27 protein-coding genes are annotated in these 24,793 nt (G+C 55.8%); 17 read left to right on the forward strand and 10 right to left on the reverse strand.

Annotated elements, in window-relative coordinates; all coding sequences use genetic code 11:
* Positions 1–3 precede the first annotated feature (3 nt).
* Positions 4–429 carry a toxin YdaT family protein gene (locus tag ABLU96_RS19250; protein ID WP_009653775.1) on the reverse strand — a complete coding sequence of 142 codons (426 nt, stop codon included), beginning with the start codon at positions 427–429 and terminating at the stop codon, positions 4–6.
* The gene (locus tag ABLU96_RS19255; protein WP_009653783.1) at positions 413–640 is read right to left on the reverse strand and encodes a Cro/CI family transcriptional regulator; all 228 of its coding nucleotides are present in this window, start codon (positions 638–640) and stop codon (positions 413–415) included. Before ABLU96_RS19255 ends, ABLU96_RS19250 begins: the two co-directional genes overlap by 17 nt.
* A 79-nt stretch (positions 641–719) precedes the next feature.
* Here ABLU96_RS19255 and ABLU96_RS19260 point away from each other — a divergent pair, with 79 nt between their 5' ends.
* From ABLU96_RS19260 to ABLU96_RS19305, 10 genes are all read left to right on the forward strand, one after another.
* On the forward strand, positions 720–1,124 hold the full coding sequence (locus ABLU96_RS19260; protein ID WP_025108070.1) for a helix-turn-helix domain-containing protein: 405 nt from the start codon (positions 720–722) through the stop codon (positions 1,122–1,124).
* A 487-nt stretch (positions 1,125–1,611) separates the two neighbouring features.
* Entirely contained in the window at positions 1,612–1,722 is a 111-nt protein-coding gene (locus tag ABLU96_RS19265) for a hypothetical protein (RefSeq protein ID WP_233932860.1), read from the forward strand.
* The gene (locus ABLU96_RS19270) at positions 1,715–2,008 is read left to right on the forward strand and encodes a hypothetical protein (protein ID WP_233932859.1); all 294 of its coding nucleotides are present in this window, start codon (positions 1,715–1,717) and stop codon (positions 2,006–2,008) included. The genes ABLU96_RS19265 and ABLU96_RS19270 overlap by 8 nt, the downstream gene beginning before the upstream one ends.
* A gap of 65 nt (positions 2,009–2,073) precedes the next feature.
* Positions 2,074–2,307, forward strand: coding sequence for a hypothetical protein (locus tag ABLU96_RS19275; RefSeq protein WP_142298648.1), 234 nt, complete (start codon positions 2,074–2,076; stop codon positions 2,305–2,307).
* A gap of 42 nt (positions 2,308–2,349) precedes the next feature.
* Positions 2,350–2,574: a hypothetical protein gene (locus ABLU96_RS19280; RefSeq protein ID WP_233932858.1), complete on the forward strand. Its 225-nt coding sequence runs from the start codon at positions 2,350–2,352 to the stop codon at positions 2,572–2,574.
* On the forward strand, positions 2,571–3,266 hold the full coding sequence (locus tag ABLU96_RS19285; protein WP_233932857.1) for a hypothetical protein: 696 nt from the start codon (positions 2,571–2,573) through the stop codon (positions 3,264–3,266). The genes ABLU96_RS19280 and ABLU96_RS19285 overlap by 4 nt, the downstream gene beginning before the upstream one ends.
* Positions 3,263–3,967: a hypothetical protein gene (locus tag ABLU96_RS19290; protein ID WP_042944712.1), complete on the forward strand. Its 705-nt coding sequence runs from the start codon at positions 3,263–3,265 to the stop codon at positions 3,965–3,967. Before ABLU96_RS19285 ends, ABLU96_RS19290 begins: the two co-directional genes overlap by 4 nt.
* 92 nt (positions 3,968–4,059) lie before the next feature.
* Entirely contained in the window at positions 4,060–4,275 is a 216-nt protein-coding gene (gene xisR, locus ABLU96_RS19295) for an excisionase family protein (RefSeq protein WP_004111685.1), read from the forward strand.
* Entirely contained in the window at positions 4,275–5,561 is a 1,287-nt protein-coding gene (locus ABLU96_RS19300) for a site-specific integrase (protein WP_233932856.1), read from the forward strand. Before xisR ends, ABLU96_RS19300 begins: the two co-directional genes overlap by 1 nt.
* 98 nt (positions 5,562–5,659) lie before the next feature.
* Positions 5,660–6,286, forward strand: a complete 627-nt coding sequence (locus ABLU96_RS19305) for a glutathione S-transferase family protein (RefSeq protein ID WP_032748870.1) — start codon at positions 5,660–5,662, stop codon at positions 6,284–6,286.
* Positions 6,287–6,288: 2 nt separating this feature from the next.
* On the opposite strand, the gene ABLU96_RS19310 is transcribed toward ABLU96_RS19305, so the two are convergent.
* A complete protein-coding gene (locus ABLU96_RS19310; RefSeq protein ID WP_064404693.1) occupies positions 6,289–7,404 on the reverse strand; it encodes a PQQ-dependent sugar dehydrogenase in 1,116 nt (371 codons plus the stop codon).
* Positions 7,405–7,507: 103 nt separating this feature from the next.
* A complete protein-coding gene (gene bssR, locus ABLU96_RS19315) occupies positions 7,508–7,891 on the reverse strand; it encodes a biofilm formation regulator BssR (protein ID WP_004849210.1) in 384 nt (127 codons plus the stop codon).
* Positions 7,892–8,270: 379 nt separating this feature from the next.
* Here bssR and ABLU96_RS19320 point away from each other — a divergent pair, with 379 nt between their 5' ends.
* A complete protein-coding gene (locus ABLU96_RS19320; protein ID WP_025108077.1) occupies positions 8,271–9,512 on the forward strand; it encodes an oligosaccharide MFS transporter in 1,242 nt (413 codons plus the stop codon).
* A gap of 33 nt (positions 9,513–9,545) precedes the next feature.
* Here the strand turns inward: ABLU96_RS19320 and ABLU96_RS19325 are convergent, their stop codons facing one another.
* On the reverse strand, positions 9,546–10,025 hold the full coding sequence (locus tag ABLU96_RS19325) for a hypothetical protein (RefSeq protein ID WP_161506334.1): 480 nt from the start codon (positions 10,023–10,025) through the stop codon (positions 9,546–9,548).
* 296 nt (positions 10,026–10,321) lie between these two features.
* Between ABLU96_RS19325 and rimO the strand changes: the two genes are divergently transcribed.
* On the forward strand, positions 10,322–11,647 hold the full coding sequence (rimO, locus tag ABLU96_RS19330) for a 30S ribosomal protein S12 methylthiotransferase RimO (protein ID WP_064404695.1): 1,326 nt from the start codon (positions 10,322–10,324) through the stop codon (positions 11,645–11,647).
* Positions 11,648–11,773: 126 nt separating this feature from the next.
* On the opposite strand, the gene gsiD is transcribed toward rimO, so the two are convergent.
* Genes gsiD through iaaA form a run of 5 tightly spaced genes read right to left on the reverse strand, consistent with a single transcriptional unit; the run spans position 11,774 to position 18,043 of the window.
* Positions 11,774–12,685 (reverse strand): glutathione ABC transporter permease GsiD, encoded by a 912-nt coding sequence (gsiD, locus tag ABLU96_RS19335; RefSeq protein WP_009653837.1) that lies wholly within the window; start codon positions 12,683–12,685, stop codon positions 11,774–11,776.
* A 1-nt stretch (position 12,686) separates the two neighbouring features.
* Entirely contained in the window at positions 12,687–13,607 is a 921-nt protein-coding gene (gene gsiC, locus ABLU96_RS19340; RefSeq protein WP_009653824.1) for a glutathione ABC transporter permease GsiC, read from the reverse strand.
* Positions 13,608–13,659: 52 nt separating this feature from the next.
* Positions 13,660–15,198 carry a glutathione ABC transporter substrate-binding protein GsiB gene (gsiB, locus tag ABLU96_RS19345; RefSeq protein WP_064404697.1) on the reverse strand — a complete coding sequence of 513 codons (1,539 nt, stop codon included), beginning with the start codon at positions 15,196–15,198 and terminating at the stop codon, positions 13,660–13,662.
* 37 nt (positions 15,199–15,235) lie between these two features.
* On the reverse strand, positions 15,236–17,089 hold the full coding sequence (gene gsiA / locus ABLU96_RS19350) for a glutathione ABC transporter ATP-binding protein GsiA (protein ID WP_064404699.1): 1,854 nt from the start codon (positions 17,087–17,089) through the stop codon (positions 15,236–15,238).
* Positions 17,090–17,101: 12 nt separating this feature from the next.
* Positions 17,102–18,043 carry a beta-aspartyl-peptidase gene (iaaA, locus tag ABLU96_RS19355; RefSeq protein ID WP_048261110.1) on the reverse strand — a complete coding sequence of 314 codons (942 nt, stop codon included), beginning with the start codon at positions 18,041–18,043 and terminating at the stop codon, positions 17,102–17,104.
* A gap of 177 nt (positions 18,044–18,220) precedes the next feature.
* On the opposite strand from iaaA, the gene moeA reads away from it, so the two are divergent.
* From moeA to ABLU96_RS19380, 5 genes are all read left to right on the forward strand, one after another.
* Positions 18,221–19,456 carry a molybdopterin molybdotransferase MoeA gene (gene moeA, locus ABLU96_RS19360; protein WP_064404701.1) on the forward strand — a complete coding sequence of 412 codons (1,236 nt, stop codon included), beginning with the start codon at positions 18,221–18,223 and terminating at the stop codon, positions 19,454–19,456.
* Positions 19,456–20,211: a molybdopterin-synthase adenylyltransferase MoeB gene (gene moeB, locus ABLU96_RS19365; protein WP_049069668.1), complete on the forward strand. Its 756-nt coding sequence runs from the start codon at positions 19,456–19,458 to the stop codon at positions 20,209–20,211. The genes moeA and moeB overlap by 1 nt, the downstream gene beginning before the upstream one ends.
* 152 nt (positions 20,212–20,363) lie before the next feature.
* Positions 20,364–21,263, forward strand: a complete 900-nt coding sequence (locus ABLU96_RS19370; RefSeq protein WP_038424255.1) for a glycyl-radical enzyme activating protein — start codon at positions 20,364–20,366, stop codon at positions 21,261–21,263.
* 4 nt (positions 21,264–21,267) lie between these two features.
* The gene (locus ABLU96_RS19375; protein ID WP_048261117.1) at positions 21,268–23,700 is read left to right on the forward strand and encodes a formate C-acetyltransferase/glycerol dehydratase family glycyl radical enzyme; all 2,433 of its coding nucleotides are present in this window, start codon (positions 21,268–21,270) and stop codon (positions 23,698–23,700) included.
* A 209-nt stretch (positions 23,701–23,909) separates the two neighbouring features.
* Positions 23,910–24,725, forward strand: coding sequence for a Cof-type HAD-IIB family hydrolase (locus ABLU96_RS19380; protein WP_014228526.1), 816 nt, complete (start codon positions 23,910–23,912; stop codon positions 24,723–24,725).
* Positions 24,726–24,793: the final 68 nt, after the last annotated feature.

Below are 24,793 nucleotides of genomic sequence, written 5' to 3' on the forward strand. Positions count from 1 at the left end.
CGCTTAGTGAATCAGCGTGTTACCGGAGGGGCCGCCATCAGCAATCCGGTCAGAGATAGCAATCATTGCGCCGAACAGCGCTTCCATTTCGTCGTCGACACGCTGTTTGCGGTGAAGCAGTTCCCGGAAAGTTGCGGAGTAATAACTACGCACCCGCGCCAGCAGTAACGGCGGCATAGCCCGTTCAATTGCCGGGAGAAGCTGCGCGATTTTTTCGATTGATGCAGGTGAATCACTTTCAACCCAGCGGTAAATCTTCTGGATATTGCGGCTCAGTGCGTCAGGGTGGCTTTCGTCATACAACTCTGGCTTAGTCATGCCCATGGAGAAATACGCGTCGACAATAGCCGATACAGGCGTTTTACGGCCACCAGGATAAAGCGCCCAGGCATTCATGGCCTCGCGAATGCGTTCATGCCTGATTTTCATGATTCACCTCACCAGAACGTTTTGCTTTAGCATGTTGATCGTAAACTTCAGGGTCGTATTGCAGGACTCCCTCAGAAGCTAGTTGCAGTCTCATCGCATTTTTTTCAGGAACGAGTTCACCCCAAACGGAAACTGACGCGGGGGCTACGCCCGCAGCTTTGGCTAATTTCGACTTGCTGCCGAAGTAATTGATTGCATCTTGTTTAAACACAGGCTCATCTCCTTAGGTTTTCCTAAGGATATTTGATCGTAGAGAAACTTAAGTCAAGAAAATTTAGAATTCTCTAATGATGGAAAATAAAACCTTTGGCTCGCGCCTTCTTGAAAGGCGAAAACAGTTAAAACTCTCTCAGTCCGCTCTTGCTAAGCTGGTCAAGGTTTCGCACGTCACAATCTCCCAGTGGGAAAGGGATGAAACCCAGCCAGCTGGTAAGAGGCTGTTTGCTTTGAGCAGTGGTCTGCAATGCAATCCAACGTGGTTACTTTATGGTGATGATGACCAGATTCCAGGTGAGCCTATTCCGCACCAGGAAAAAGAGTTATCGGAGGAACAGCAAGAACTGCTCGGGCTTTTTGATGCCCTTCCTGATTCTGATCGAGAAGGATTTCTCAATGAGTTGCGAGCACGCGTAGAGATGAACAACCAACGATTCGAAGAATTACTAAAAGTCAGAAAGCGCGCCTCGAAAAAGTAACCTCATTCCAAATTTTAAGTAATCCATTTTAATCAATGGGTTACTTTCTCACACCCTCAAATTTAAGTTTTTCTACAAAATAAATCTTGATTGAAAACTTAAGTTATTCTAAGTTTATCCCATCCAAACCAATCACTGCACAGTGACTGGCAAGAAAAAAACGTTCGGTTGGCCGCCTGAAGGCTAAAAATCAACAGACTTTGCAATGCAGTGAATGCGGCTAGGCGCACGCGGCACAGTTAAGCGGTAACACTCGTTTCTAAGAAGAGTGGGGTGGAAAAAAAGCTGTCGGTACCAGTTGTTAACTGGCTGGTATCACCGGGAGGCACCCGGCACTGCATTGCAAGGCCTGTTAGGTACTCAACACGCATGAGGGAAAGGAGATGATTCGAGACGAAGACAAGCCAGCATGGCGCCGGTTCTGGTTGAAGGTTGTTCCATTTTTATTTGCGGTCGCTTCGGTAAGCGTTCAGTGCTGGGGTGGTGTATGAGCAGAAATGGCATTCGTTCACTGGTTATTGTTCTGGCCATCAGCCTTGTTGCCTGGTCAGCGACCATTATCAAAATTCTGCATGTTACGGGGGTGTTTAATGACTAATTTTCTGCAAAGCAACCCGATGGTTAAAGCAGCTCAAAGCAAACTCGCTATTGCGCAATTTATTGGTAACAGTGGTATGTGGTCTGATGCCATGGCGTCAATAAAAGATATTCATGAAGCAGCAAAGCACGAAGAAGACCATATGTTTTGTGGTCGCACGGATTCACTTTCCGGACTTCAATTTCGTGATGTTGTTTTAAATTATGACCTGTACGGAGATTTAATTTCCGTCGATGCTGACTTGCTTACAGGTCAATATAAAGTAAATACCAAAGTTTCATTTTAATTATCGAATAAATGAATTAATGCCTTAAATGACAGGTATCCACACACCTTAATACAGGAATAAATATGGAAACCGAAACACTCCACTGCTACAGCTGCGGCGGCTCCTTTGCACGCGAAGAGTTGCAGTATCGCCCCATCGGAAAGGGTGCATACCGTAAGCAAGCCTATTACTGCCCTGTGTGTAATGAGAAGCAAAAGAAGAAAGAAACACTTACGGCTGCAAAATCTTCTTTCCGAAACTCATTACCAACCAGACCAGCAACAGCCCAATTACGGCCTTCGTTCTGGAATAAATAAAATCAGTTTCAGTTAGCAATCCTGCAAAAGGAAATGACAAATATGAAAATAGAATTTATTGATAAAGGTGTAATAGCAACCGCGACTGTCACAAGTACGGTATTCGAATTCCGGCTACACAATCGCGCCGTTGATACTGCTTTATTCCTGGCTCCTTCCGTTCGTTCAAAGCGTAGCGGATTCTTTATTTTAAAAACGGTTATTTCCGGGAAAACAACCCATGTATTGCGTGCATACAAGGCTCTTCAGTCGGAGGCTTCACGATGATCGAGCGTGGAATGATTTTTAATGGAGAAATGGTGCGTGCCATCCTCGACGGCCGGAAGACGCAGACGCGGCGCCCAGTGAAATTCCCTGTACATGATGAAAACCTTGGGTGCGAGTTGGCTGGCAATGAACTGGCCGGGGAACTGTCGGCAGGCAACTATCTGAACAGCGCATTTGGCAAGCCAGACGATCGAATTTGGGTGCGCGAGACGTGGGGAGTCGTCAGCCACGAACTGGATGAGGATGGTCGAATCCAACCATGGACGCCAGACCGACCGGCTACAGCCATTCACGAAATGCCGTTTGGCAATGGCTATTACTCTGGCCACGCCATTTATGCAGCTGATGGTGATTTTACTTGGGGTGATGACGATGGTTATGAAGATGGTCGTTCGTGCTGGAAGCCATCCATTCATATGCCGAAAGCAGCAAGCCGCATTCTGCTGGAAATCACCGACGTGCGTATGGAGCGATTAAACGCTATCAGCGAGCGCGATGCTCAGGCCGAAGGAGTAGCGAAACTACGAGGGGGATTCTGGCAGCACTATCAGCCAGGTTGGACGCAGCATCAATTGAGCGCCCGCGGCTCATTCGTAACCCTCTGGAAATCAATCTACGGCAAAGAATCATGGAATTCCAACCCGTGGGTTTGGGTTATCGAGTTCAAACGCGTTGAAGGCGGTGCGGCATGAGTTTCTTCGAAATTGACTCACGATTTTTAATCGATACAGCATTTCACCGCCTGGAAATCATCCGTGACGATGGACTGTATCGCCACTTGCGCATGCAGCAGCCGGAAAATTCTTGCTACTACTACGACGTTATCACCTGGCCTGGTTACTTGACCGTAACCGGCGACATGGGAACCTGGACATTCAGTCGCATCGCGGACATGTTCGACTTTTTTGGCGCCTGGGAAGGTGGAATCAATACCCATTATTGGGCTGAAAAGCTAGAGGCTGGCGCTGGATGTTCGGCACGTGAAATGCTGGCAAAAGAGTATGACCACGATGCGTTCTGCAAAAGCCTGAAAGAGTCTCTAAGTGATTACCTGGAGGACGACGAAAGCACGGAGCATGAAGATGATGACGACTGGGACGACGATGACGATACACCGGATAGCGACAAAGCAGTGGTACGCGAAATCGTCCGCAACTTGTGCCGGACTGGGTTCAACAATGAATGGGAGGCTTATCAGGCTGTTTATGATGCTGATTGGCCAGAGGGCTGGAGTGCATGGGATGTTTGCGATGGACTGACATTTAAAACGTATACCAGCCACTTCCGGTGGATTCTCTTCGCTATCACCTGGGCAATCAGCAAATACCACAACACAAAGATTGTTGATAAAGCGATGGGTACGTTTCTGGCTGTGAAAGGCGCTATCACATAAATTGCATGATACGACTGTAGAAATTTAATGATTTCCAATAATCAACATTAAACCGGGGAACTGATTATAGTTTCCCGGCCATGAGGTTATTTATGGCCGATATTACTCAAGAAGATGAATGGGTGATGGAAAAGGGAATTGTAGCGAAGATGTATATGACTCCCCGGCAAATTAAATCTTACCGGGAGGGGAGATGGATCGAGGGCATTCATTATAAGAAGCACCCACCAGATCCAAAAGCTTCAGAAGGAAGGGTAACGCTTCTCTACAACTACACCAGGATTAATAGGCTTGTCGGGGAAACATAATGAATATGCCTGCTGGCGTAGAGCTGCATGGGAAAGGAATAAGAATTAGCTTTCTATATCGCGGCATACGTTGCCGCGAAGTTTTGCGGGGCTGGACTGTATCAAATAGCAATATAAAAAAAGCGGGCAATCTCCGTGCTTTAATCATGAGTGAGATTCAGCAAGGTAAATTTGACTATGCAAAGCACTTTCCTGAATCAAAGGCGCTTAAAAAATTCACCACAACACAAAAAATTAAAACCTTCGGTGAATTGTGCAAAGTTTATCTTAATGCCAAAAAGCTTGAGGTCTCAGCTGCGTCATACAGAGGCGCAGAATCACGTATAGCAACGCTTTGCGCTATTGTTGGAAGTAATACGCATATTGCGGATATTCAGCATACCGACCTGTTGAATTACAGGAACGCGCTATTAACTGGTAACACCTTTAGCGATCACGCGCCCTGGCTTAAAAGAAAAGGTCGCGCTGTATCCACGGTCAACGGCCTGATGAACAACCTGACTGCGTTGCTCAAGCTGGCGAACCTGAGCGGCTTTATCGAGCATACCCCTCACGAAGGTATAAAGATGCTTAAGCGCTCCAGGAGAGACCCGGATCCGCTTCTACAGAGTGAGTACGAAGGTTTCATCAAAACGTTATCTCCTCGGTATGTTTTGCTCTGGACTACAGCTATCTTTACTGGTCTTCGGCATGGAGAGCTTACAGCTTTAGCCTGGGAGGATGTGGACCTTGATAAGGGTGAGCTTCACGTCAGGCGTAACCAGACGAATGAGGGCCTGTTTGTGCCACCCAAAACCGAAGCGGGGATCAGAACTGTAACCCTACTTGAACCTGCGCTGAATGCTCTACGCGAACAATTCAAGCTAACTGGCGCATTAAGCAAAACCGAAATCACTTTTCATCATCGTGAGCATGGGTTAACTGAACAACAAAAATTGCGGTTCGTATTTATCCCCCCCAAAAACTGGCGCGGGGAAACGAAGTATTATGGCTCTCAGTCTCTGGGGTATAGTTGGGAGGCTGGATTAAAGAAGGCGGGAATCAGGAGCAGACGTCCTTACCAGTCGCGCCACACTTTCGCATGCTGGCTTTTAACTGCTGGAGCTAACCCGTCTTTCATCGCCGGACAGATGGGCCACGAGAATGCGAAGATGGTTTATGAAATCTACTCGAAGTGGATTGGAGAGATGGACCGCAACCAGGTGGAAATGCTGAACAGTAGTTTTTCTGACGTTGTGTCCCAAGGGTGCCCCAAACGCAAGGTAGTGGGTATAAAAAGCGTTTAATTTCAGCAGAATAAAATCACTTGCCGGAATATTAACTTTATTCCAACATGAATGCTCACTACGCCGCAACGGCGGCGAAATAAAAAGCAGGAGCGGATATGATTACGCTGTGGGGCAGAAATAACTCGACCAATGTGAAGAAAGTGCGCTGGGTGCTGGAAGAACTCGACCTCCCGTATCAGCAAATTCTGGCAGGCCTGGAGTTCGGTCTGAATCACGATCCGGCCTATCTGGCCATGAATCCCAATGGGCTGGTACCGCTATTGAAAGATGAGACGACCGATATCGTGCTTTGGGAATCCAACACCATTATCCGCTATCTGGCCGCGCAGTATGGTCAGGATCGCCTGTGGGTGGAGTCGCCCGCCGAACGCGCTCAGGGAGAGAAATGGATGGACTGGGCCAACGGTTCGCTCTCGCCGGCCCATCGGCCGATTTTAATGGGGCTGGTGAGAACCCCGCCGGAAAAACGCGACCCCGCCGCGATTGAAGCCGGTATTGCCACCTGCGAGACCCTGTTCGCCATTCTCGATGACGAACTGTCGCGCCATCAGTGGCTATCAGGCGACGCCTTCGGCCTCGGCGACATCGCCGTCGCGCCGTTCATTTATAACCTGCTGGAGACCGTGAAAACCTGGCAACCGCGCCCGCACCTGCAGCGCTGGTATCAGCAGATTAACCAGCGCCAGGCCTGGCGCAACGTGGTGATGATCCCGGTCACCTGATATTAGCCCGCCGGGCTCACCCTCAGCAGCTCGCCGTTGGATTCGTCGGTTAAGACATACAGATAGCCATCGGGTCCAACGCGCACATCGCGGATACGTTTACCGCGATCGCCCAGAATCCGCTCCTGTTCCGTCACCTTATTGCCGTCAACCTTGAGGACAATCAGCGACGTATCCTTCAGCGCGCCGATAAAGAGCCTGTGCTGCCACTGCGGGAAGGTCGGGGCGTTGTAAAACGCCATACCGCTCACCGCTGGCGACTTCGCCCAGACAAACAGCGGCGCTTCGGTTCCCTCCAGCGTTTTGCCTTTGGCCTCCGGGATCGGCAGGCCGCTATAGTTAATGCCGTGCGTCGCCAGCGGCCAGCCGTAGTTTTTCCCTTTTTGCACCAGGTTGATCTCATCCCCGCCGCGCGGGCCGTGTTCATTTAACCATAGCGTATCGCTCAACGGGTTCATCGCCATCCCCTGGGGGTTGCGAATACCGTAAGACCAGATTTCCGGCCTGACGCCAGCCTGGCCGACAAAAGGATTATCGTCCGGGACCTTGCCATCAGCCGTTAGCCGCACCACTTTTCCCTGCAGCTTATCGAGATCCTGAGCGGTCGAACGCTGGTTATTCTCCCCGAGACCGATAAACAAATAACCGCGGCCGTCGAACACCAGCCGCCCGCCAAAATGGTTGCCGGTTGAGAGCTTCGGCTGCTGGCGGAAAACCACCTGGAAGTTTTCCAGGCGCTGGAGATCCTCGCTCAGTCGGCCGTAGCCTACGGCGGTCCCGGCCTTGTCGTCACTCCCGCCTTCGGCGTAGCTTAGCCAGACCCGGCGCGACTGGGCGAAATCCGGGGCCAGCGCCACGTCAAGCAGCCCCCCCTGCCCGTTGGCCCAGACCTGCGGTACGCCCGAAATCGCAGGCGCGAGGCCTTTTTCCCGCTGCCACAGCCGGAGCTCACCGCCGCGCAGGGTCATCAGAATGCCCCGATCGTCCGGAAGAAAGGCCAGCGCCCACGGGTGTTCAAGCTGGTTCTGCAGCACCTCTACGCGCTCCCGGGCGGCAAGGGCAGCCGCAGGCAGCAACAGTGCGGTAAGGGCTATCATCAGGGTAATGGTCTGGCGCATGGCATACTCCTTTTGTCAGCAATGCGATAAGGGTAGCCAGCGTGGGAAAACGGGAAGGGATTTTTACATAACATTAATCGGGGGGAGCAGGCTCCCCCCGATCTCAGGCATGAGTAATGGGCTTGGAATCATTCAATTTATGAATATTTAGCCGCAATACCGCCAGGCAGCTTTCCAGCTTATCTACGTCGACAGCGATGTAGGACGGGCAGTCATGATGTCCGCTCAGCAGGCACACCGCCGCGGAAGCGACGGCTTCGCCCGCCAGCCGCAGGGCATCCTTTTCCTCCGGCGCAACGACGTGCTGCAGGCGCGGCGCGTGTTGACGCATTTCATGGCACAGTTCAAACAAGTTATCACGTAGATGGTCGTTTTCGCTGACTGACATATAGCCTTTTGCTTTACGCAGCTGTAAATAAGCATCGAGATCAATGTTGGCATTAATCAGCTTATTCATCAGGTTACGATATAGTCTGTCAACGCTCATCGCGGTTCCTCCTCTGTCGTCCTTTACCACAATCATAATATGGTCATTTTTTGTACAAAACGATGAGGCAGATCAATAATTCTCAGGTCATTAACATCCTTTACAATGTTACAACGAAGCTTAAAATCCCCACCTGCGACATCATCTCCTGAAAGCCAAAAATGTTATACGTTCTCATAAAAGTAAAAATTCCAACACTGGGATATAAAATCATTTATTGCAGTAATGATCACAAATTAGCGCAATTCACGTTGCCAGAAAATGCCGCCGGGTGTCATATCATCAAATAAAATGTATTACGTATAACATTCAATAAGAACGGCAGGCATATCGATCCTGTTTGTAACCTTTATCTCTATCGCTTGAAGGAACTGAAATGATGACGCCCGGCAAAAGAAACTATATCTTGTTGAGTCTTTTCGATTTCCTCTATCTCTTCGCCTGGTCCTCGACCATGGCGTTCTTTGTGATCTGGACGACTCAGCACCTCGGGATTAGCGCAACGAAAACCGGCCTGCTCTACTCGGTCAACGCCTTTATTGCCCTGCTGATGCAGCCCTTCTTCGGCTTTATTTCCGATAAGTTCGGCCTGAAAAAGCGGCTGATCTGGATCCTGGTCGCCATGCTGCTACCGGTAGGCCCGTTCTTTATTTATTTGTACGCGCCGCTGCTGGTGCACAGCTTCTGGCTGGGTGCGCTGCTTGGCGGAGTATACCTGGGAATAATTTTTAACTCCGGCTGCGGGGTGATTGATTCGTATATTGATAAAATTTCGCGGCGCTACCAGTTCGAATATGGCCGGGTAAGAATGTGGGGATCGTTAGGCTGGGCCGCCGCCGCGTGGATCGTCGGCAAGTATATCGACAGCAATCCGAACCTCGCCTTCTGGCTGGCGAGTATCGCCATTGTGATTGCCGCGCTCTGTTTTATGCTGACCAAAATCGAGCTGACCGAAGCGGAAATGCAGAAAACCAGCGCGCTGAAAGTTTCGCATGCCCTGGAGCTGGCGAAGAACGGCCAGTTCTGGATGCTGCTGGTCTTTACCCTGTTCGTCACGCAAATCTACGACACCTACGATCAGCAGTTTGCCCAGTACTTTTCTCTGCAGTTCCCGACGCCGGAAGAAGGCAATCGCTGGTACGGCATTTTGGCCTCCATTCAGGTATGCGGCGAGACGCTGTTTTTATGCCTGATGCCGTGGTTCGTAAACCGCACCGGCGCGAAATGGGCGCTGATCATCGCCGGACTGATCATGTCGGTGCGTATCGTCGGCTCCGCGATTCCGCTGGGCCCGGTGTGGATCGGCGCGGTCAAAATGATGCATGCGCTGGAAAAACCGCTGATTCTGGTGTCGGTGTTTAAATTTATCGCCGCCAACTTCGACAACAAGCTCTCCTCGACGGTCTACCTGCTGGTGCTGTTCGTCGCCTCCATCGCCACCGCGATTTACTCGCCGCTGGCCGGGTATTTGTACGACACCATCGGCTTCGCGCATACCTATTATATTCTGGGCGGCATTGCCGGGCTGTTTACGCTGATCTCGGTATTTACGCTGCGCGACAATAGAGAACCGACCGCGCCGGGGGCTGCGCCAGGCGCTGGCGTTGCGCAAAGCCATTAATCAAAATTCGCCCGGAAGCCTTTTTCGGGCAAATTAGCGGAAGCTCCACTGCACGCTCATCACAAATATGGCCGGGACGATAATGCCCGTTTCCACGCCGAAATAATCGGTAAAATTGTACTGCAGGCCATGATAAATATAGGGAGAGAAACCGACGCCGGTGATTTTCTTCGCCGTTCGATAGGTGCCTGAATCCCCGCAATCGCGAAAGGCTTTAAAGAAAAACTCGCCGGTATAGGCATAGACGCCCTTGAACGTCCAGCCGCTTGCCCCCGCGTACCAGTCTCTCCTCGCCCCTAAAGAGAGGCAGCGGTCGGCAAAGCTATTCTTCATGGTGCCGGCCAACAGGCTGTACTTTGAATCCGCTGACAGCTTGCGCTCAACGGAAAAAAATTGGTTATTGAATTTTTCGTTATATTGACCGTGATTGCCGGTCATGTGGTAAACAAAGGAACCGGTATTGACCGAATATAACGCCATCTCGTTGGCATAAACGGGCGTCGCGCCAATCATGGCCAGCGCGCAGACGAAACCACCCAACTTTTTAAACATGGGAAACCTGATAAAAATAAAGACTGAAAGCAGCGGCTATTTTACCGCTTCAGGTTAAACCAGATCTAAACCGACTTCCCCGGGTTGCAAGATAAAAGGTGAATAACTCCCTTATTTTGATTAACAATCTGGATAATCATCCCGATAAAAAGAAACACGGACATCGCCAGGCTAACAAGAAAAGGAGTATAAACTTTCCGCCGATCTCTGTAGAATCCCTGCCCTGACCATCCCAATAATTGAACACTTTTTAAGCTATGAGCAATGTCACCCCTCAGCCGAAGATCGGCTTTGTCTCTCTGGGCTGCCCGAAAAACCTCGTGGACTCAGAACGTATCCTGACTGAACTGCGTACCGAAGGATATGACGTGGTTCCCTCCTACGATAACGCTGATATGGTTATCGTTAACACCTGCGGCTTTATCGATAGCGCCGTGCAGGAGTCGCTGGAAGCGATTGGCGAAGCGTTGAAAGAAAACGGCAAAGTGATCGTCACCGGCTGCCTGGGCGCAAAAGAAGATCAGATCCGCGAAGTGCATCCGAAGGTGCTGGAAATTACCGGCCCGCACAGCTATGAACAGGTGCTGGAACACGTCCACCACTACGCGCCGAAGCCTAAACACAACCCGTTCCTCAGCCTGGTGCCGGAACAGGGCGTGAAGCTGACGCCGCGTCATTACGCTTACTTAAAAATTTCCGAAGGCTGCAACCATCGCTGCACCTTCTGCATCATCCCGTCAATGCGCGGCGATCTGGTCAGCCGTCCGATTGGCGAAGTGCTGGCGGAAGCCAAACGCCTGGCCGACGCCGGCGTCAAAGAGCTGCTGGTGATCTCTCAGGACACCTCCGCCTACGGCGTTGATGTCAAACATCGCAGCGGTTTCCACAACGGTATGCCGGTCAAAACCAGTATGGTTAGCCTGTGCGAAGAGCTGGCGAAGCTCGGTATCTGGGTGCGCCTGCACTACGTCTATCCGTACCCGCACGTCGATGATGTGATCCCGCTGATGGCGGAAGGCAAAATTCTGCCCTACCTCGATATTCCGCTGCAGCACGCCAGCCCGCGTATTCTCAAGATGATGAAGCGTCCGGGCTCCGCCGACCGCCAGCTGGCGCGCATCAAGCAGTGGCGCGAAGTCTGCCCGGAACTCACCCTGCGCTCGACCTTTATCGTCGGCTTCCCGGGTGAAACGGAAGACGATTTCCAGATGCTGCTCGACTTCCTGAAAGAAGCCCGCCTCGACCGCGTCGGCTGCTTCAAGTACAGCCCGGTGGAAGACGCGACCGCCAACGAGCTGGCAGATCAGGTGCCGGAAGAGGTGAAAGAAGAGCGCTGGAACCGCTTTATGCAGCTGCAGCAGCAGATCTCCGCCGAGCGCCTGCAGGAGAAAGTCGGTCGTGAAATTATGGTGCTGATCGACGAAGTGGATGAAGAAGGGGCAATTGGCCGCAGCATGGCCGATGCGCCGGAAATCGACGGCGCGGTCTACCTGAACGGTGAGAGTAAAGTCAAACCGGGCGACGTTGTGCGGGTGAAAGTCGAACACGCCGACGAATACGATCTGTGGGGCAGCCGGATTTAATTCCGCCCGCTTAACCTATCCCGGATGAAGGCGCTCGCGCGCCTTATCCGGGCGACAAAACCGCACAGGATTAACGTGCGGTGTGCTTTCCCGGACACCTGTCCGGGCTGCGCAATCCTCGAACGCCTACCCTTTTATCCTCGGATCCAGCGCATCGCGCAGGCCGTCACCCAGCAGGTTAAACGCCAGCACCGTCAGAAAAATCGCGATTGCCGGGAACAGCGCCACGTGCGGCGCCATCACCATATCCGCCCGCGCCTCGTTGAGCATCGCCCCCCACTCCGGCGTCGGCGGCTGCGCGCCAAGCCCCAGAAATGACAGGCTGGCAGCGGAGATAATCGACACCCCGATACGCATCGTAAAGTAGACCACAATCGATGATACCGTTCCGGGCAATATATGATTAAACAGGATGGTAGCATCGCTGGCGCCGATGCTGCGCGCCGACTCAATAAAGGTCTGCTGCTTAAGCACCAGGGTATTGCCGCGCACCAGACGCGCAAAGGCCGGGATCGAAAAGATCGCCACCGCGATGATGACGTTCGACATCCCGCTCCCCATTACCGCCACGACCGCAATTGCCAGCAAAATCCCCGGGAAAGCGAACAGCACGTCGCAGATACGCATAATGATGCGATCCCACCAGCCTTCGTAATACCCGGCCAGTAGCCCAAGTACGGTGCCGATGGCCGCGCCGATGAATACCGCCAGTACCCCGGCGGCCAGCGAGATCTGCGCACCGACCAGCACCCGACTAAAGATATCCCGCCCCAGCGAATCAACGCCGAACCAGTGCATCATTGACGGGCCGTCGTTGAGCCGGTCGTAATCAAAATAGTTTTCCGCGTCGAACGGCGCAATCCACGGCGCCACGATCGCCACCGCAATCAGCAGCAGAACAAATACCCCCGCCCCCATCGCCACCGGCTGACCGCGAAACCGCCGCCAGAACTCGTGCCACGGGGTACGTATCTGCCCGGGTTTAATCCCCGGCATCGCGTTGATAGCCGCTTGTCTTCTCCAGTTGAGCAATCGCACCTTACTTGTACCTGATAGCCGGATTAATGGCGGCATACAGCACGTCCACCACTAAATTAATAAGAATAAACTCCAGCGAAAACAGGAGAACTTCCGCCTGAATCACCGGATAGTCGCGCATCTCCACCGAGTCCACCAGCAGACGCCCGAGGCCTGGCCAGTTAAAGACCTTCTCCACCACGATTGAACCGCCGAGCAAAAAGCCGAACTGCAGCCCCATCATGGTCACCACCGGGATCATCGCGTTGCGCAGGCCGTGCTTGAGCACCACCAGCGTTTCGCTGACGCCTTTTGCCCGCGCGGTACGCATGTAATCTTCATGCAGGACATCGACGAACGAGGCGCGGGTAAAGCGCGCCATCACCGCCGCCACCGCCGCGCCCAGGGTCAGCGAAGGCAGAATATAGTGGCGCCAGCTGTCGGCACCCACCGTCGGCAGCCAGCCCAGCTCAACGGAAAAGACCTGCATCAGCAGCATGCCGAGCGCGAACGCCGGGAACGAGATGCCGGTTACCGCCAGCGCCATTCCCAGGCGATCCGGCCAGCGGTTGCGCCAGACTGCCGCCACGATCCCCGCCGCCATACCGAAGATCACCGCCCAGCTCATGCTGGCGAGCGTTAACCAGAACGTGGGCATGAAACGGCTGGCGATTTCGCTGCTTACCGGGCGACGCGAGGCCATCGAGGTACCGAAATCCCCCTGCACAATATTGCTGATATAGTGCCAGAACTGCACGTGCAGCGGCCGATCGAGCCCCAGCTGCTGGCGCACCATTCCCACCACCTGAGCATCGGCTTCCGGCCCGGCAATCAGCCGCGCCGGGTCCCCGGGCAGCATATGCACGAACAGAAACACCAGCACCGCCACAATCAGCAGCGTGGGGATCAGTCCCAGCAGGCGTTTAATCACATAATTGAGCATGCTTCTCCTTGCGCGAAGTCCCCGCAGCCTGCGCCCGGGGACCCGCAGCTATCTACTTAAGATCCGCCTGTTCAAAGCTAAATCCGGTATCCGGCTGGATATAGAATCCGGTCAGATTTTTACTGTGCGCCGAGACCAGTTTCTCTACCACCAGCGGCACCCACGGCGACTCTTTCCAGATAGTATCCTGCGCGTCTTTATACAGCCGCGTTTTTTCCTGCGCATCGGTGGTTTTCAGCGCGTCGTTGAGGTCTTTATCCACCTGGGGATTGCTATAGAAAGCCGTATTGAACAGGGTCGGCGGCCAGTTCTGCGACGCGAACAGCGGCGACAGCGCCCAGTCCGCTTCTCCGGTCGACGCCGACCAGCCGGTATAGAACATGCGTACGCCGCTCTCTTTCTGCCCCTTACCTTCCACTTCCGCCGCGCGCTGGCCCGCATCCATCGCCGTCAGCTGCGCCTTAATGCCCACCTGCGCCAGCTGCTGCTGGGTAAACTGCAGCACTTTCTGCGCCGTACTGTGGTTGTGCGACGACCACAGCGTGGTGCTAAATCCATTCGGATAGCCCGCTTCTTTCAGCAGCTCGCGGGCCTTTGCCGGATCGTACGGCCAGGCGCTGTAGCTTGCAGCGTAGGCAATTGACGGCGGCACCACGCCGGTCGCCGGGGTGGCATAGCCCGCAAAGGCGACTTTTACCAGCGCCTGACGGTTAATGGCGTAGTTAATCGCCTCGCGCACTTTGGGGTTATCAAACGGCTTCTGCGTCACGTTCATGCTGATATAGCGCTGCATGATCGACGGGCTGGCCACCAGCTCCAGCTTGCTGTTTTTCGCCAGCAGCGGCGCCTGCTCGTAAGGGATCGGGAACGCAAACTGCGCTTCGCCGGTCTGCAGCATCGCCGCGCGGGTATTGTTATCTACGACCGGGCGCCAGGTGATGGAGTCCAGCTTCGGCAGCCCCGGCTGCCAGTAACCGGCGAACTTCTTCACTTTAACGAAGTCGGTCTGATTCCAGGTGTCGAGCTGATACGGGCCGGTGCCAACCGGATGGAAACCAATCTCTTTACCATATTTCTTCAGCGCCGCCGGAGAAATCATCGCCGTCGCCGGGTGGGCCAGGATATTGATAAACGCCGAGAAAGGTTGTTTGAGGGTAATTTTCACCGTTGTCGGGTCAACCGCCTCGGTGCTGGCGATATTTTTATACAGGTTATAGCGCTTGAGATGGTTTTCCGGATTGCTGGCGCGATCGAGGTTCGCCTTAACCGCTTCGGCATTGAATTCGGTTCCGTCCTGGAACTTCACCCCCGGATGCAGCTTAATGGTATACACCAGGCCGTCCGGGGAAACGGTATAGCTTTCCGCCAGCACGTTTTGCAATTTCATCTCTTTATCAAGGCCGAACAGCCCCTGATAGAACGACTTCGCGACGGCCTGCGACAGCGTGTCGTTAGCATCATACGGGTCGAGGGTCGTAAAGTTAGAGCCGACCGCCACCACCACATCTTTTGCGGCAAAGGCCGGAGCCGCTGTCAGCGCCGAAGCGACGCCCAGCGCCAACAGCCATTTGCCTGAAACGCGTTGAGTCATGTTGTTCTCCTGAAATGCTGCATTATTGGTGTCGTTGTTAGCGCGCCAGCACGTCGGCGGCGGGCTCTCTGGCGACAAAGTGCCCCGGTCCCACCTGCTGTAACGGCGTACTGATCCCCTCTTCGCCCCGCTTGAAGATGTTGCCCGGCAGCTCGTCTGAAAGCAGCACGCGCTGCGGACGACGATGCGCAGGATCGGCCACCGGAACGGCGGCCATCAGTTTACGGGTATAGGGGTGCTGCGGGTTTTCAAACACGGCGCGGCGCGGGCCGATCTCGACAATGCGCCCGCGATACATCACCGCCACGCGGTGGCTGATGCGCTCAACCACCGCCATGTCATGGGAGATAAACAGAAATGCGATACCCATCTCACGCTGTAGATCGAGCATCAGATTGATAATTTGCGCGCGAATCGACACATCAAGCGCCGATACCGACTCATCGGCAATCACCACTTTCGGATTGAGCGCCAGCGCGCGGGCAATACAGATGCGCTGCCGCTGGCCGCCGGAAAACTCGTGCGGATAGCGCCACGCATGCTCCGGCTCCAGCCCGACGCGTTCCAGCAGCCAGCTGACCCGCTCACGAGCGGCATCGCCCTCCAGCAGCCGATGCACGCGCAGCGGTTCCATAATCGAATAGCCCACCGTTTGCCGTGGGTCGAGGGAAGCGTAGGGGTCCTGAAAGATAAACTGGATATCGCGGCGCAGCGCCTGAAGCTTACTGCCCGTCAGCGTATCAATCCGCTGGCCGTTGAAGGTGATGCTGCCGCCCTGAGTTTCCACCAGCCGCAGCAGCGCCCGGCCGGTCGTTGATTTACCGCAGCCGGACTCCCCCACCAGGCTCAGGGTTTCGCCGGGCCATAAATCAAAGCTGACCTTTTCGACCGCATGCACCTCGCGGGTAATGCGGTTGAGAATGCCGCTACGCAGCGGGAAGCGCGCCACCAGATCGCGAACTTTCAGGATCGGTTCCCCGGACACAACGGTGTTCTGCCCCTCCGGCGACGGGCTCTGGTTTAACAGCGGGAAGAGGCGCGGCAGCGAAGTGCCGCGCATTGCCCCCAGCCGCGGCACCGCGGCCAGCAGCGCCTGAGTATACGGGTGCTTCGGCGCGCGGAAAATCTCTTCCACGCTGCCGGTTTCCACCGCTTCGCCGCGATACATCACCAGCACGCGGTCGGCGATATCGGCGACCACCCCCATATCGTGGGTAATAAAGATAACGCCCATCGCCATCTCTTTTTGCAGGACGGCAATCAGCTGTAAAATCTGCGCCTGAATAGTCACGTCCAGCGCGGTGGTCGGTTCATCGGCAATCAGCACAGCCGGTCGGCAGGAGAGCGCCATGGCGATCATCACCCGCTGACGCATCCCGCCGGAAAGCTGATGCGGATAGCGCGAGAGCATGGCTTCCGCTTCCGGAATGCGCACCTGATCGAGCATTTTCTTCGCTTCGCGCAGGGCCTCATCATGCTTCAGGCCCTGGTGTAAGCGGATAGATTCGGCAATCTGTTCACCGATGGTGAAGACCGGATTTAGCGACGTCATCGGCTCCTGGAAGATCATCGCCATATCCGCGCCGCGCACGCCGCGCATCTCGGTTTCAGACTGTTCGCTCAGCTCAATCACCTGCCGGCTGCGACGACGCAGCAGCAGCGCATCGCTGCGCACTTCGCTGACCGCCTGGTCGAGCAGGCGCATCAGCGCCAGGGACGTCACCGACTTCCCGGAGCCGGACTCGCCGACAATCGCCAGCGTCTCGCCGCGCCGCAGGGTAAACGACAGGTCGCGGACGGCGGAAAAAGCCTGCTGCTGCTGATTGAACACGACGTTCAGGCCGCGCACCTGCAGAACATCATCGGCATCGATTTCTTGACTATGCGGCAACGCCCTTTCCTCTTATTCGCGATAAATACCAATCGTGGGCGTATCGCCCGCATAACACCAGGCCCGGTACATGCCTTCGCTATTAAACGGCAGCGCCACGTTGCCTTCTCTGTCGATGGCGATCAGGCCGCCGCTGCCGCCCAGCGCCGGAAGTTTCTCCATCACCACCCTTTCGCAGGCCTCCTGCAGGCTGAGCTGGCTATACTCCATCAGCGCCGAAATATCGTAGGCCGCGAGCGTACGTATAAACACTTCGCCGGTACCGGTACAGGAAACGGCGACGCTGGCGTTATTGGCATAGCAGCCCGCACCGGGCAGCGGGCTGTCGCCGACGCGTCCCGGTAGCTTATTGGTCATGCCGCCGGTGGAGGTCGCCGCCGCGAGGTTGCCCGCCAGATCCATCGCGACCGCGCCGACGGTGCCCATTTTGTGCCGTTCATCCAGCGGCGCGGCGTGATGATCGAGCACGATATCGTCGCCCTCCTGCGCCTGACGCAGCTGCAGCAAACGCTCGGGAGTCGAAAACAGGCTGTTATCGACCCGCGCCATACCGCGGGAAGCGGCAAACGCTTCCGCCCCCTCGCCAATCAACAGCACGTGCGGGCTTTGCTCCAGCACCAGACGCGCCGCCAGCACCGGATTGCGTAAATGCTGAACCCCGGCCACGGCCCCCGCCTGTAAGCTGTAACCATCCATCACGCAGGCATCGAGCTCATGGCGGGTATCGCGGGTAAATACCGAGCCAATACCGGCGTTAAATAACGGGCACTCCTCCAGCAGCCGGACCGCTTCGGTGACCGTATCCAGCGCGCTGGCCCCGGCAGCCAGCATTTTTTGTCCACTATCGACAATCGCCGACAGCGCCGCCACGTACTCCCGCTCGCGCGCCGGCGTCATCTGCGCGCGGCTAATCGCCCCGGCCCCGCCGTGAATTGCTATAACCGCCTTACCCATTGCGCCATTCCTTAACGATAAAGTGTATAAATATCATTATCGTGCTGACTGTCCTATACAATTTTTGAATATAGAAAGAGCGGACGGTGATGTAAAGCTTGTCGCCAGGTGGGATATAGCCCGCCTCTCTTTTCTGCCATAATAGGCGTTTTCGATGTTTGCCCGCAGGAGAAACCCATGGATTTTACCGCCGGACTGATGCCGCTCGACACAGCCCTGACCCAGATGCTCACTCGTATTACGCCGCTGAATGCGACGGATACCGTACCGCTGTTGCAGGCCTTTTCGCGCGTGACCGCCCATGATCTCGTTTCGCCGCTTAACGTTCCCGGTTTTGATAACTCGGCGATGGACGGCTACGCCGTGCGCCTGGCGGATCTCACCGACGGCGCAGCGCTGCCGGTGGCCGGCAAGGCCTTCGCCGGTCAACCCTTTGACGGCGTCTGGCCCGCGGGCACCTGTATCCGCATTATGACCGGCGCGCCGGTGCCGGAAGGCTGCGACGCGGTGGTGATGCAGGAGCAGGCCGAACAAACCGATGAGGGTATCCGCTTCCTCGCGCCGGTGAAAAACGGGCAGAATATTCGTCGTCTTGGCGAAGACATCGCCCACGGCGCGGTCGTCTTCCCCGCAGGTACCCGCCTGACCGCCGCCGAGCTGCCGGTCATCGCCTCGCTGGGGATTGCCGAGGTTGAGGTGGTACGTAAAGTGCGGGTGGCAGTCTTCTCCACCGGCGATGAGCTCCAGCTGCCGGGCCAGCCGCTGGCCGACGGGCAGATTTACGATACCAACCGCCTGGCGGTGCACCTGATGCTGCAGGAGCTGGGCTGCGAGGTCATTAACCTCGGCATTATTCCCGACGACCCGGCTAAACTGCACGAAGCCTTTATTCAGGCTGACCAGCAGGCCGACGTGGTGATTAGCTCCGGCGGCGTTTCCGTCGGCGAGGCGGACTACACCAAAGCAATCCTCGAAGAGCTGGGGGAAATCGGCTTCTGGAAGCTGGCGATTAAGCCGGGTAAACCTTTCGCTTTCGGCAAGCTCAACCACAGCTGGTTCTGCGGCCTGCCCGGCAACCCGGTTTCCGCAACGCTGACCTTCTACCAATTGGTTCAGCCGCTGCTGGCGAAGCTGTCCGGCAACGTCGGGCAAGCTCAGCCGATGCGCCTGCGCGTTCGCGCCGCCTCCGGCCTGAAGAAATCGCCGGGCCGCCTCGATTTTCAGCGCGGCGTGCTGCAGCGCGGTCCCGACGGCGAGCTGGTGGTTAGCAGCACCGGTCACCAGGGCTCGCATATCTTCAGTTCATTCAGCCTCGGCAACTGCTTTATCGTTCTCGAACGCGAGCGCGGCAACGTGGAAGCGGGCGAATGGGTGGAAGTCGAGCCGTTTAATCATCTGTTCGGAGGGCTGTAATGGGCATGGAGCTGAGCGATGCGGAGATGCTGCGCTATAACCGGCAGATTATTCTCCGCGATTTCGATTTTGACGGTCAGGAGCAGCTGAAAGCCTCCCGCGTGCTGGTCGTCGGCCTCGGCGGGCTGGGCTGCGCCGCCGCGCAGTATCTGGCGGCGGCAGGCGTGGGCCAGCTAACCCTGCTCGATTTCGACACCGTCTCGCTCTCCAACCTTCAGCGCCAGACGCTGCACAGCGACGACACCATCGGCCAGCCGAAGGTCGACTCCGCCCGCGCCGCGCTGGCGCGGATTAATCCCCACGTTCAGCTCACGGCGCTCAACGCGCGGTTGGAAGACGAGGCGCTGGCGGCGCAAATCGCCGCCCACGATCTGGTGCTCGACTGTACCGACAACGTCGCGATCCGTAACCAGCTCAACGCCGGATGTTTCCGCCATAAAACGCCGCTGGTCTCCGGCGCGGCGATTCGCATGGAAGGGCAAATCAGCGTCTTTACGTATCAGGAAGATGAACCCTGCTACCGCTGCCTGAGCCGCCTGTTTGGCGAAAACGCCCTCACCTGCGTCGAAGCCGGCGTCATGGCGCCGCTGGTCGGCACCATCGGTTCGCTGCAGGCGATGGAAGCGATTAAGCTGCTGGCCCGCTACGGTAGCCCGGCAACGGGAAAAATCGTCATGTACGACGCCATGCGCTGCCAGTTCCGCGAAATGAGGCTGCCGCGTAACCCTCACTGCGAGGTGTGCGGTACGCCCTGATCCTTTTCCGGCGGCGCTGTCGCCGGATGTTTTGTGACCCGCAGCGGCATTTTAACCTTCATTCTCCTTCCTCTTTCTGCTTGTTGATTTATATCAATACAACTTTCATTCGAAAGTAATTTAATCTTCATATGCAAATAAGAGGGTGAATCATGATCTTCAACATTCAGCGTTATTCAACCCATGACGGCCCGGGGATCCGCACTGTTGTCTTCCTCAAAGGGTGTTCGCTGGGCTGCCGCTGGTGCCAGAATCCGGAAAGCCGCGCCCGCACGGCGGATTTGCTGTATGACGCCCGCCTTTGCCTGGACGGCTGCGACCTCTGCCAGCAGGCTGCGCCGGAGGTGATTACCCGCAAGCTGGACGGTCTGATTATCCACCGCGAAAAGCTCACCGATGCGCATATCGGCAAATTGCGCGACTGCTGCCCGACCACGGCATTAACCGTGTGCGGCGAAGAGAAAAGCGTCGAAGAGATTATGGCCACGGTGCTGCGCGACAAACCGTTTTACGACCGCAGCGGCGGCGGCGTCACGCTTTCCGGCGGCGAGCCGTTTATGAATCCCGAACTGGCCCGACAGCTGTTTGAGGCCAGCCACAACGCGGGGATCCACACCGCGGTCGAAACCTGCCTGCACGTGCCGTGGAAATACGTCGAACCCGCTTTGCCGTTTATCGACCTGTTTCTCGCCGACCTCAAGCACGTCAACGAAGCGATTTTTCAGCAGTGGACGGACGGCAGCGCCCGCCGGGTGCTGGATAACCTGCAGCGCGTCGCGCAGGCCGGAAAGAAAATCATCATTCGCGTGCCGCTGATCCAGGGCTTTAACGCCAACGAAAGCGATATTGCCGCCATTACCGATTTTGCCGCTGACCGTTTACAGGTTGGCGAGATCCACTTCCTGCCTTACCACACCTTAGGCATGAATAAATACCAATTACTCAGTCAGCCCTATACCGCTCCGGATAAACCGCTTGCTGCACCCGAGCTGCTCGCCTTCGCGCAGCGCTATGCTCAGAGCAAAGGTTTAACGGCGACTCTACGAGGATAACCTTATGACAACGTTGAAACTGGATACTCTGAGCCCGCGCATTCAGGCGCATAAAATGGCGCTGGTGCATATCGTTAAGCCGCCGGTTTGTACCGAGCGCGCCCTGCACTATACCGAAGCCTATCAGCAGCACCTGGATAAGCCGATCCCGGTACGCCGCGCGCTGGCGCTGGCCCATCACCTGGCGGAACGCACGATCTGGATTAAGCACGATGAACTGATCGTCGGCAACCAGGCCAGCGAAGTTCGCGCGGCGCCTATCTTCCCGGAATACACCGTTAGCTGGATCGAAAAAGAGATCGACGACCTCGCCGATCGCCCCGGCGCCGGGTTTGCCGTTAGCGAAGAGAACAAACGCGTGCTCCATGAAGTGTGCCCGTGGTGGCGCGGTCAAACCGTACAGGATCGCTGCTACGGCATGTTTACCGACGAGCAAAAAGCGCTGCTGGCGACCGGCATTATCAAAGCCGAAGGCAATATGACCTCCGGCGACGCTCACCTTGCGGTTAACTATCCGCTGCTGCTGGAAAAAGGCCTCGACGGCATGCGGGCGAAAGTCGCCGAGCGCCGTTCGCGCATTAACCTAACCGTGCTGGAAGATCTGCACGGCGAGCAGTTCCTTAAAGCCATTGATATCGTGCTGGAAGCGGTCAGCGACCACTGTAAGCGCTATGCCGGGCTGGCGCGCAATATGGCCGCGACGGAGAGCCGCGAATCCCGCCGCGACGAGCTGCTGGCGATAGCCGAAAACTGCGATATTATCGCCCACGAGCCACCGAAAACCTTCTGGCAGGCGCTGCAGCTGTGCTATTTCATCCAGCTGATTCTGCAGATCGAATCCAACGGTCACTCGGTCTCTTTCGGCCGTATGGACCAGTATCTCTACCCTTACTATCGCCGCGACGTTGAGCTGGCGCAATCATTGGATCGCGAACACGCCATCGAGCTGCTGCACTGCTGCTGGCTGAAGCTGCTGGAAGTGAACAAAATTCGCTCCGGCTCGCACTCTAAGGCTTCCGCCGGTAGCCCGCTGTACCAGAACGTCACCATCGGCGGCCAGAATCTGGTGGACGGCAACGCGCAGGACGCGGTGAACCCGCTCTCCTACGCCATCCTGGAATCCTGCGGTCGGCTGCGTTCGACTCAACCTAACCTCAGCGTGCGCTATCACGCGGGCATGAGCAACGACTTCCTCGACGCCTGCGTGCAGGTGATCCGCTGCGGCTTCGGCATGCCGGCGTTCAACAACGATGAAATCGTCATCCCGGAATTTATCAAGCTGGGGATTGAGCCGCAGGACGCGTACGACTATGCCGCTATCGGCTGCATCGAAACCGCCGTCGGCGGTAAATGGGGCTATCGCTGCACCGGGATGAGCTTTATCAACTTCGCCCGCGTCATGCTGGCAACCCTGGAAGGCGGCCGCGACGCCACCAGCGGCCAGGTTTTCCTGCCGCAGGAACATGCGCTGTCAAAAGGCAACTTCGACAACTTTGAACAGGTTCTGGCCGACTGGGATACGCAGATCCGCTACTACACGCGCAAATCTATCGAGATTGAGTACGTGGTCGACACCATGCTGGAAGAGAACGTGCACGATATTCTCTGCTCGGCGCTGGTCGATGACTGCATCGAGCGCGCGAAGAGCATCAAGCAGGGCGGCGCGAAGTATGACTGGGTTTCCGGTCTGCAGGTCGGCATCGCTAACCTCGGCAACAGCCTGGCGGCGGTGAAGAAGCTGGTGTTCGATCAGGGCGTTATTGGTCAGCAGGAGCTGGCAAAGGCGCTGGCTGAAGACTTCGAAGGCCTGACCCACGAGCAGCTGCGCCAGCGCTTAATCAACGGCGCGCCGAAATACGGTAACGATGAAGACAGCGTGGATATGCTGCTGGCTCGCGCCTACCAGACCTATATCGACGAGCTGAAGCTGTATCATAACCCGCGCTACGGTCGCGGCCCGATCGGCGGCAACTACTACGCCGGCACCTCGTCCATTTCCGCCAACGTGCCGTTTGGCGCGCAGACCATGGCGACGCCGGATGGCCGTAAAGCGCACTCGCCGCTGGCGGAAGGGGCCAGCCCGGCCTCCGGTACCGACCATCTCGGGCCGACCGCGGTAATCAGCTCGGTGGGCAAACTGCCGACCGGCTCAATCCTCGGCGGCGTACTGCTTAACCAGAAGCTGAACCCGGCCACGCTGGAGAACGAATCCGATAAGCAAAAACTGATGGTGCTGCTGCGCACTTTCTTCGAGGTGCATAAAGGCTGGCATATTCAGTACAACATCGTGTCGCGCGAGACGCTGCTGGAAGCGAAGAAACACCCAGACCAGTATCGTGATTTAGTGGTCCGCGTGGCCGGTTACTCGGCGTTCTTTACCGCCCTGTCGCCGGATGCACAGGACGATATTATCGCCCGTACCGAGCATACGCTGTAAGCCACATCCCCCGGCTTGCGCTACGCTTAGCCGGGCTACAGGTTCGAAGCCGTTTACGGGCCGGTAGTTCGGGTAAGGCGTTTACGCCGCAATCCGGGGTTTTATGCTGCACAGAGGTGAACGCAAACTTTCATTCGAAATAAATTTGTGCTCCCCATCACATTGTAATTAGAATGTTACTGGTCGAAGTTAAGCCAGGAGCATGTGTTATGACCGTTAAAGTTATCGTCACCGATATGGACGGAACTTTTCTCAATGACGCCAAGCAGTATGACCGCTCGCGTTTTCTCGCGCAGTTCGCGCAACTCCAGCAGCAGGGTATTGAGTTCGTGGTCGCCAGCGGCAACCAGTACTACCAGCTGATCTCTTTTTTCCCGGAAATCCGTGACCAAATCTCCTTTGTTGCCGAGAACGGCGCGCTGGTTTACGAACGCGGTCAACAGCTGTTCCACGGCGAACTCACCCGTCATGAATCCCAGGTCGTCATTGGTGAACTGCTGAAAGACCCGCAGCTCAACTTCGTCGCCTGCGGCCTCGAGAGCGCTTACGTCAGCGAGCGCGCGCCCGAGGCGTTCGTCACCCTGATGTCAAAGCACTACCATCGCCTGCAGCGCATTAGCCGCTATCATGACATCGACGACACGCTGTTTAAGTTTTCCCTTAACCTGCCGGATAGCGAAATCCCGCAGCTTATCGACAAACTGCACGTCTCGCTGGACGGCATCATGAAGCCGGTCACCAGCGGCTTTGGCTTCGTCGATTTGATTATCCCCGGCCTGCATAAAGCCAACGGTATAAGCCGCCTGCTGAAGCGCTGGAACATCTCACCGCAGGCCTGCGTAGCCATTGGCGACAGCGCTAACGATACGGAAATGCTCAAGCTGGTGAAATACTCTTTCGCGATGGCCAACGCCGCCGAAAGCATCAAGGCGGTGTCGCGTTTTGCCACCGATGATAACAACCACGACGGCGCGCTGAACGTCATTCAGGCCGTCCTCGACCACACCGCCCCGTTCAACGAGTAACGCCACACCCGGGGTTTACCGCCCCGGCTTCCCGTTTTGTGCACCTCCGCATAATTTTAAACTTGCAT

The sequence above is a fragment of the Klebsiella sp. CN_Kp106 genome (assembly GCF_040064575.1).
Classification (GTDB): domain Bacteria; phylum Pseudomonadota; class Gammaproteobacteria; order Enterobacterales; family Enterobacteriaceae; genus Klebsiella; species Klebsiella michiganensis.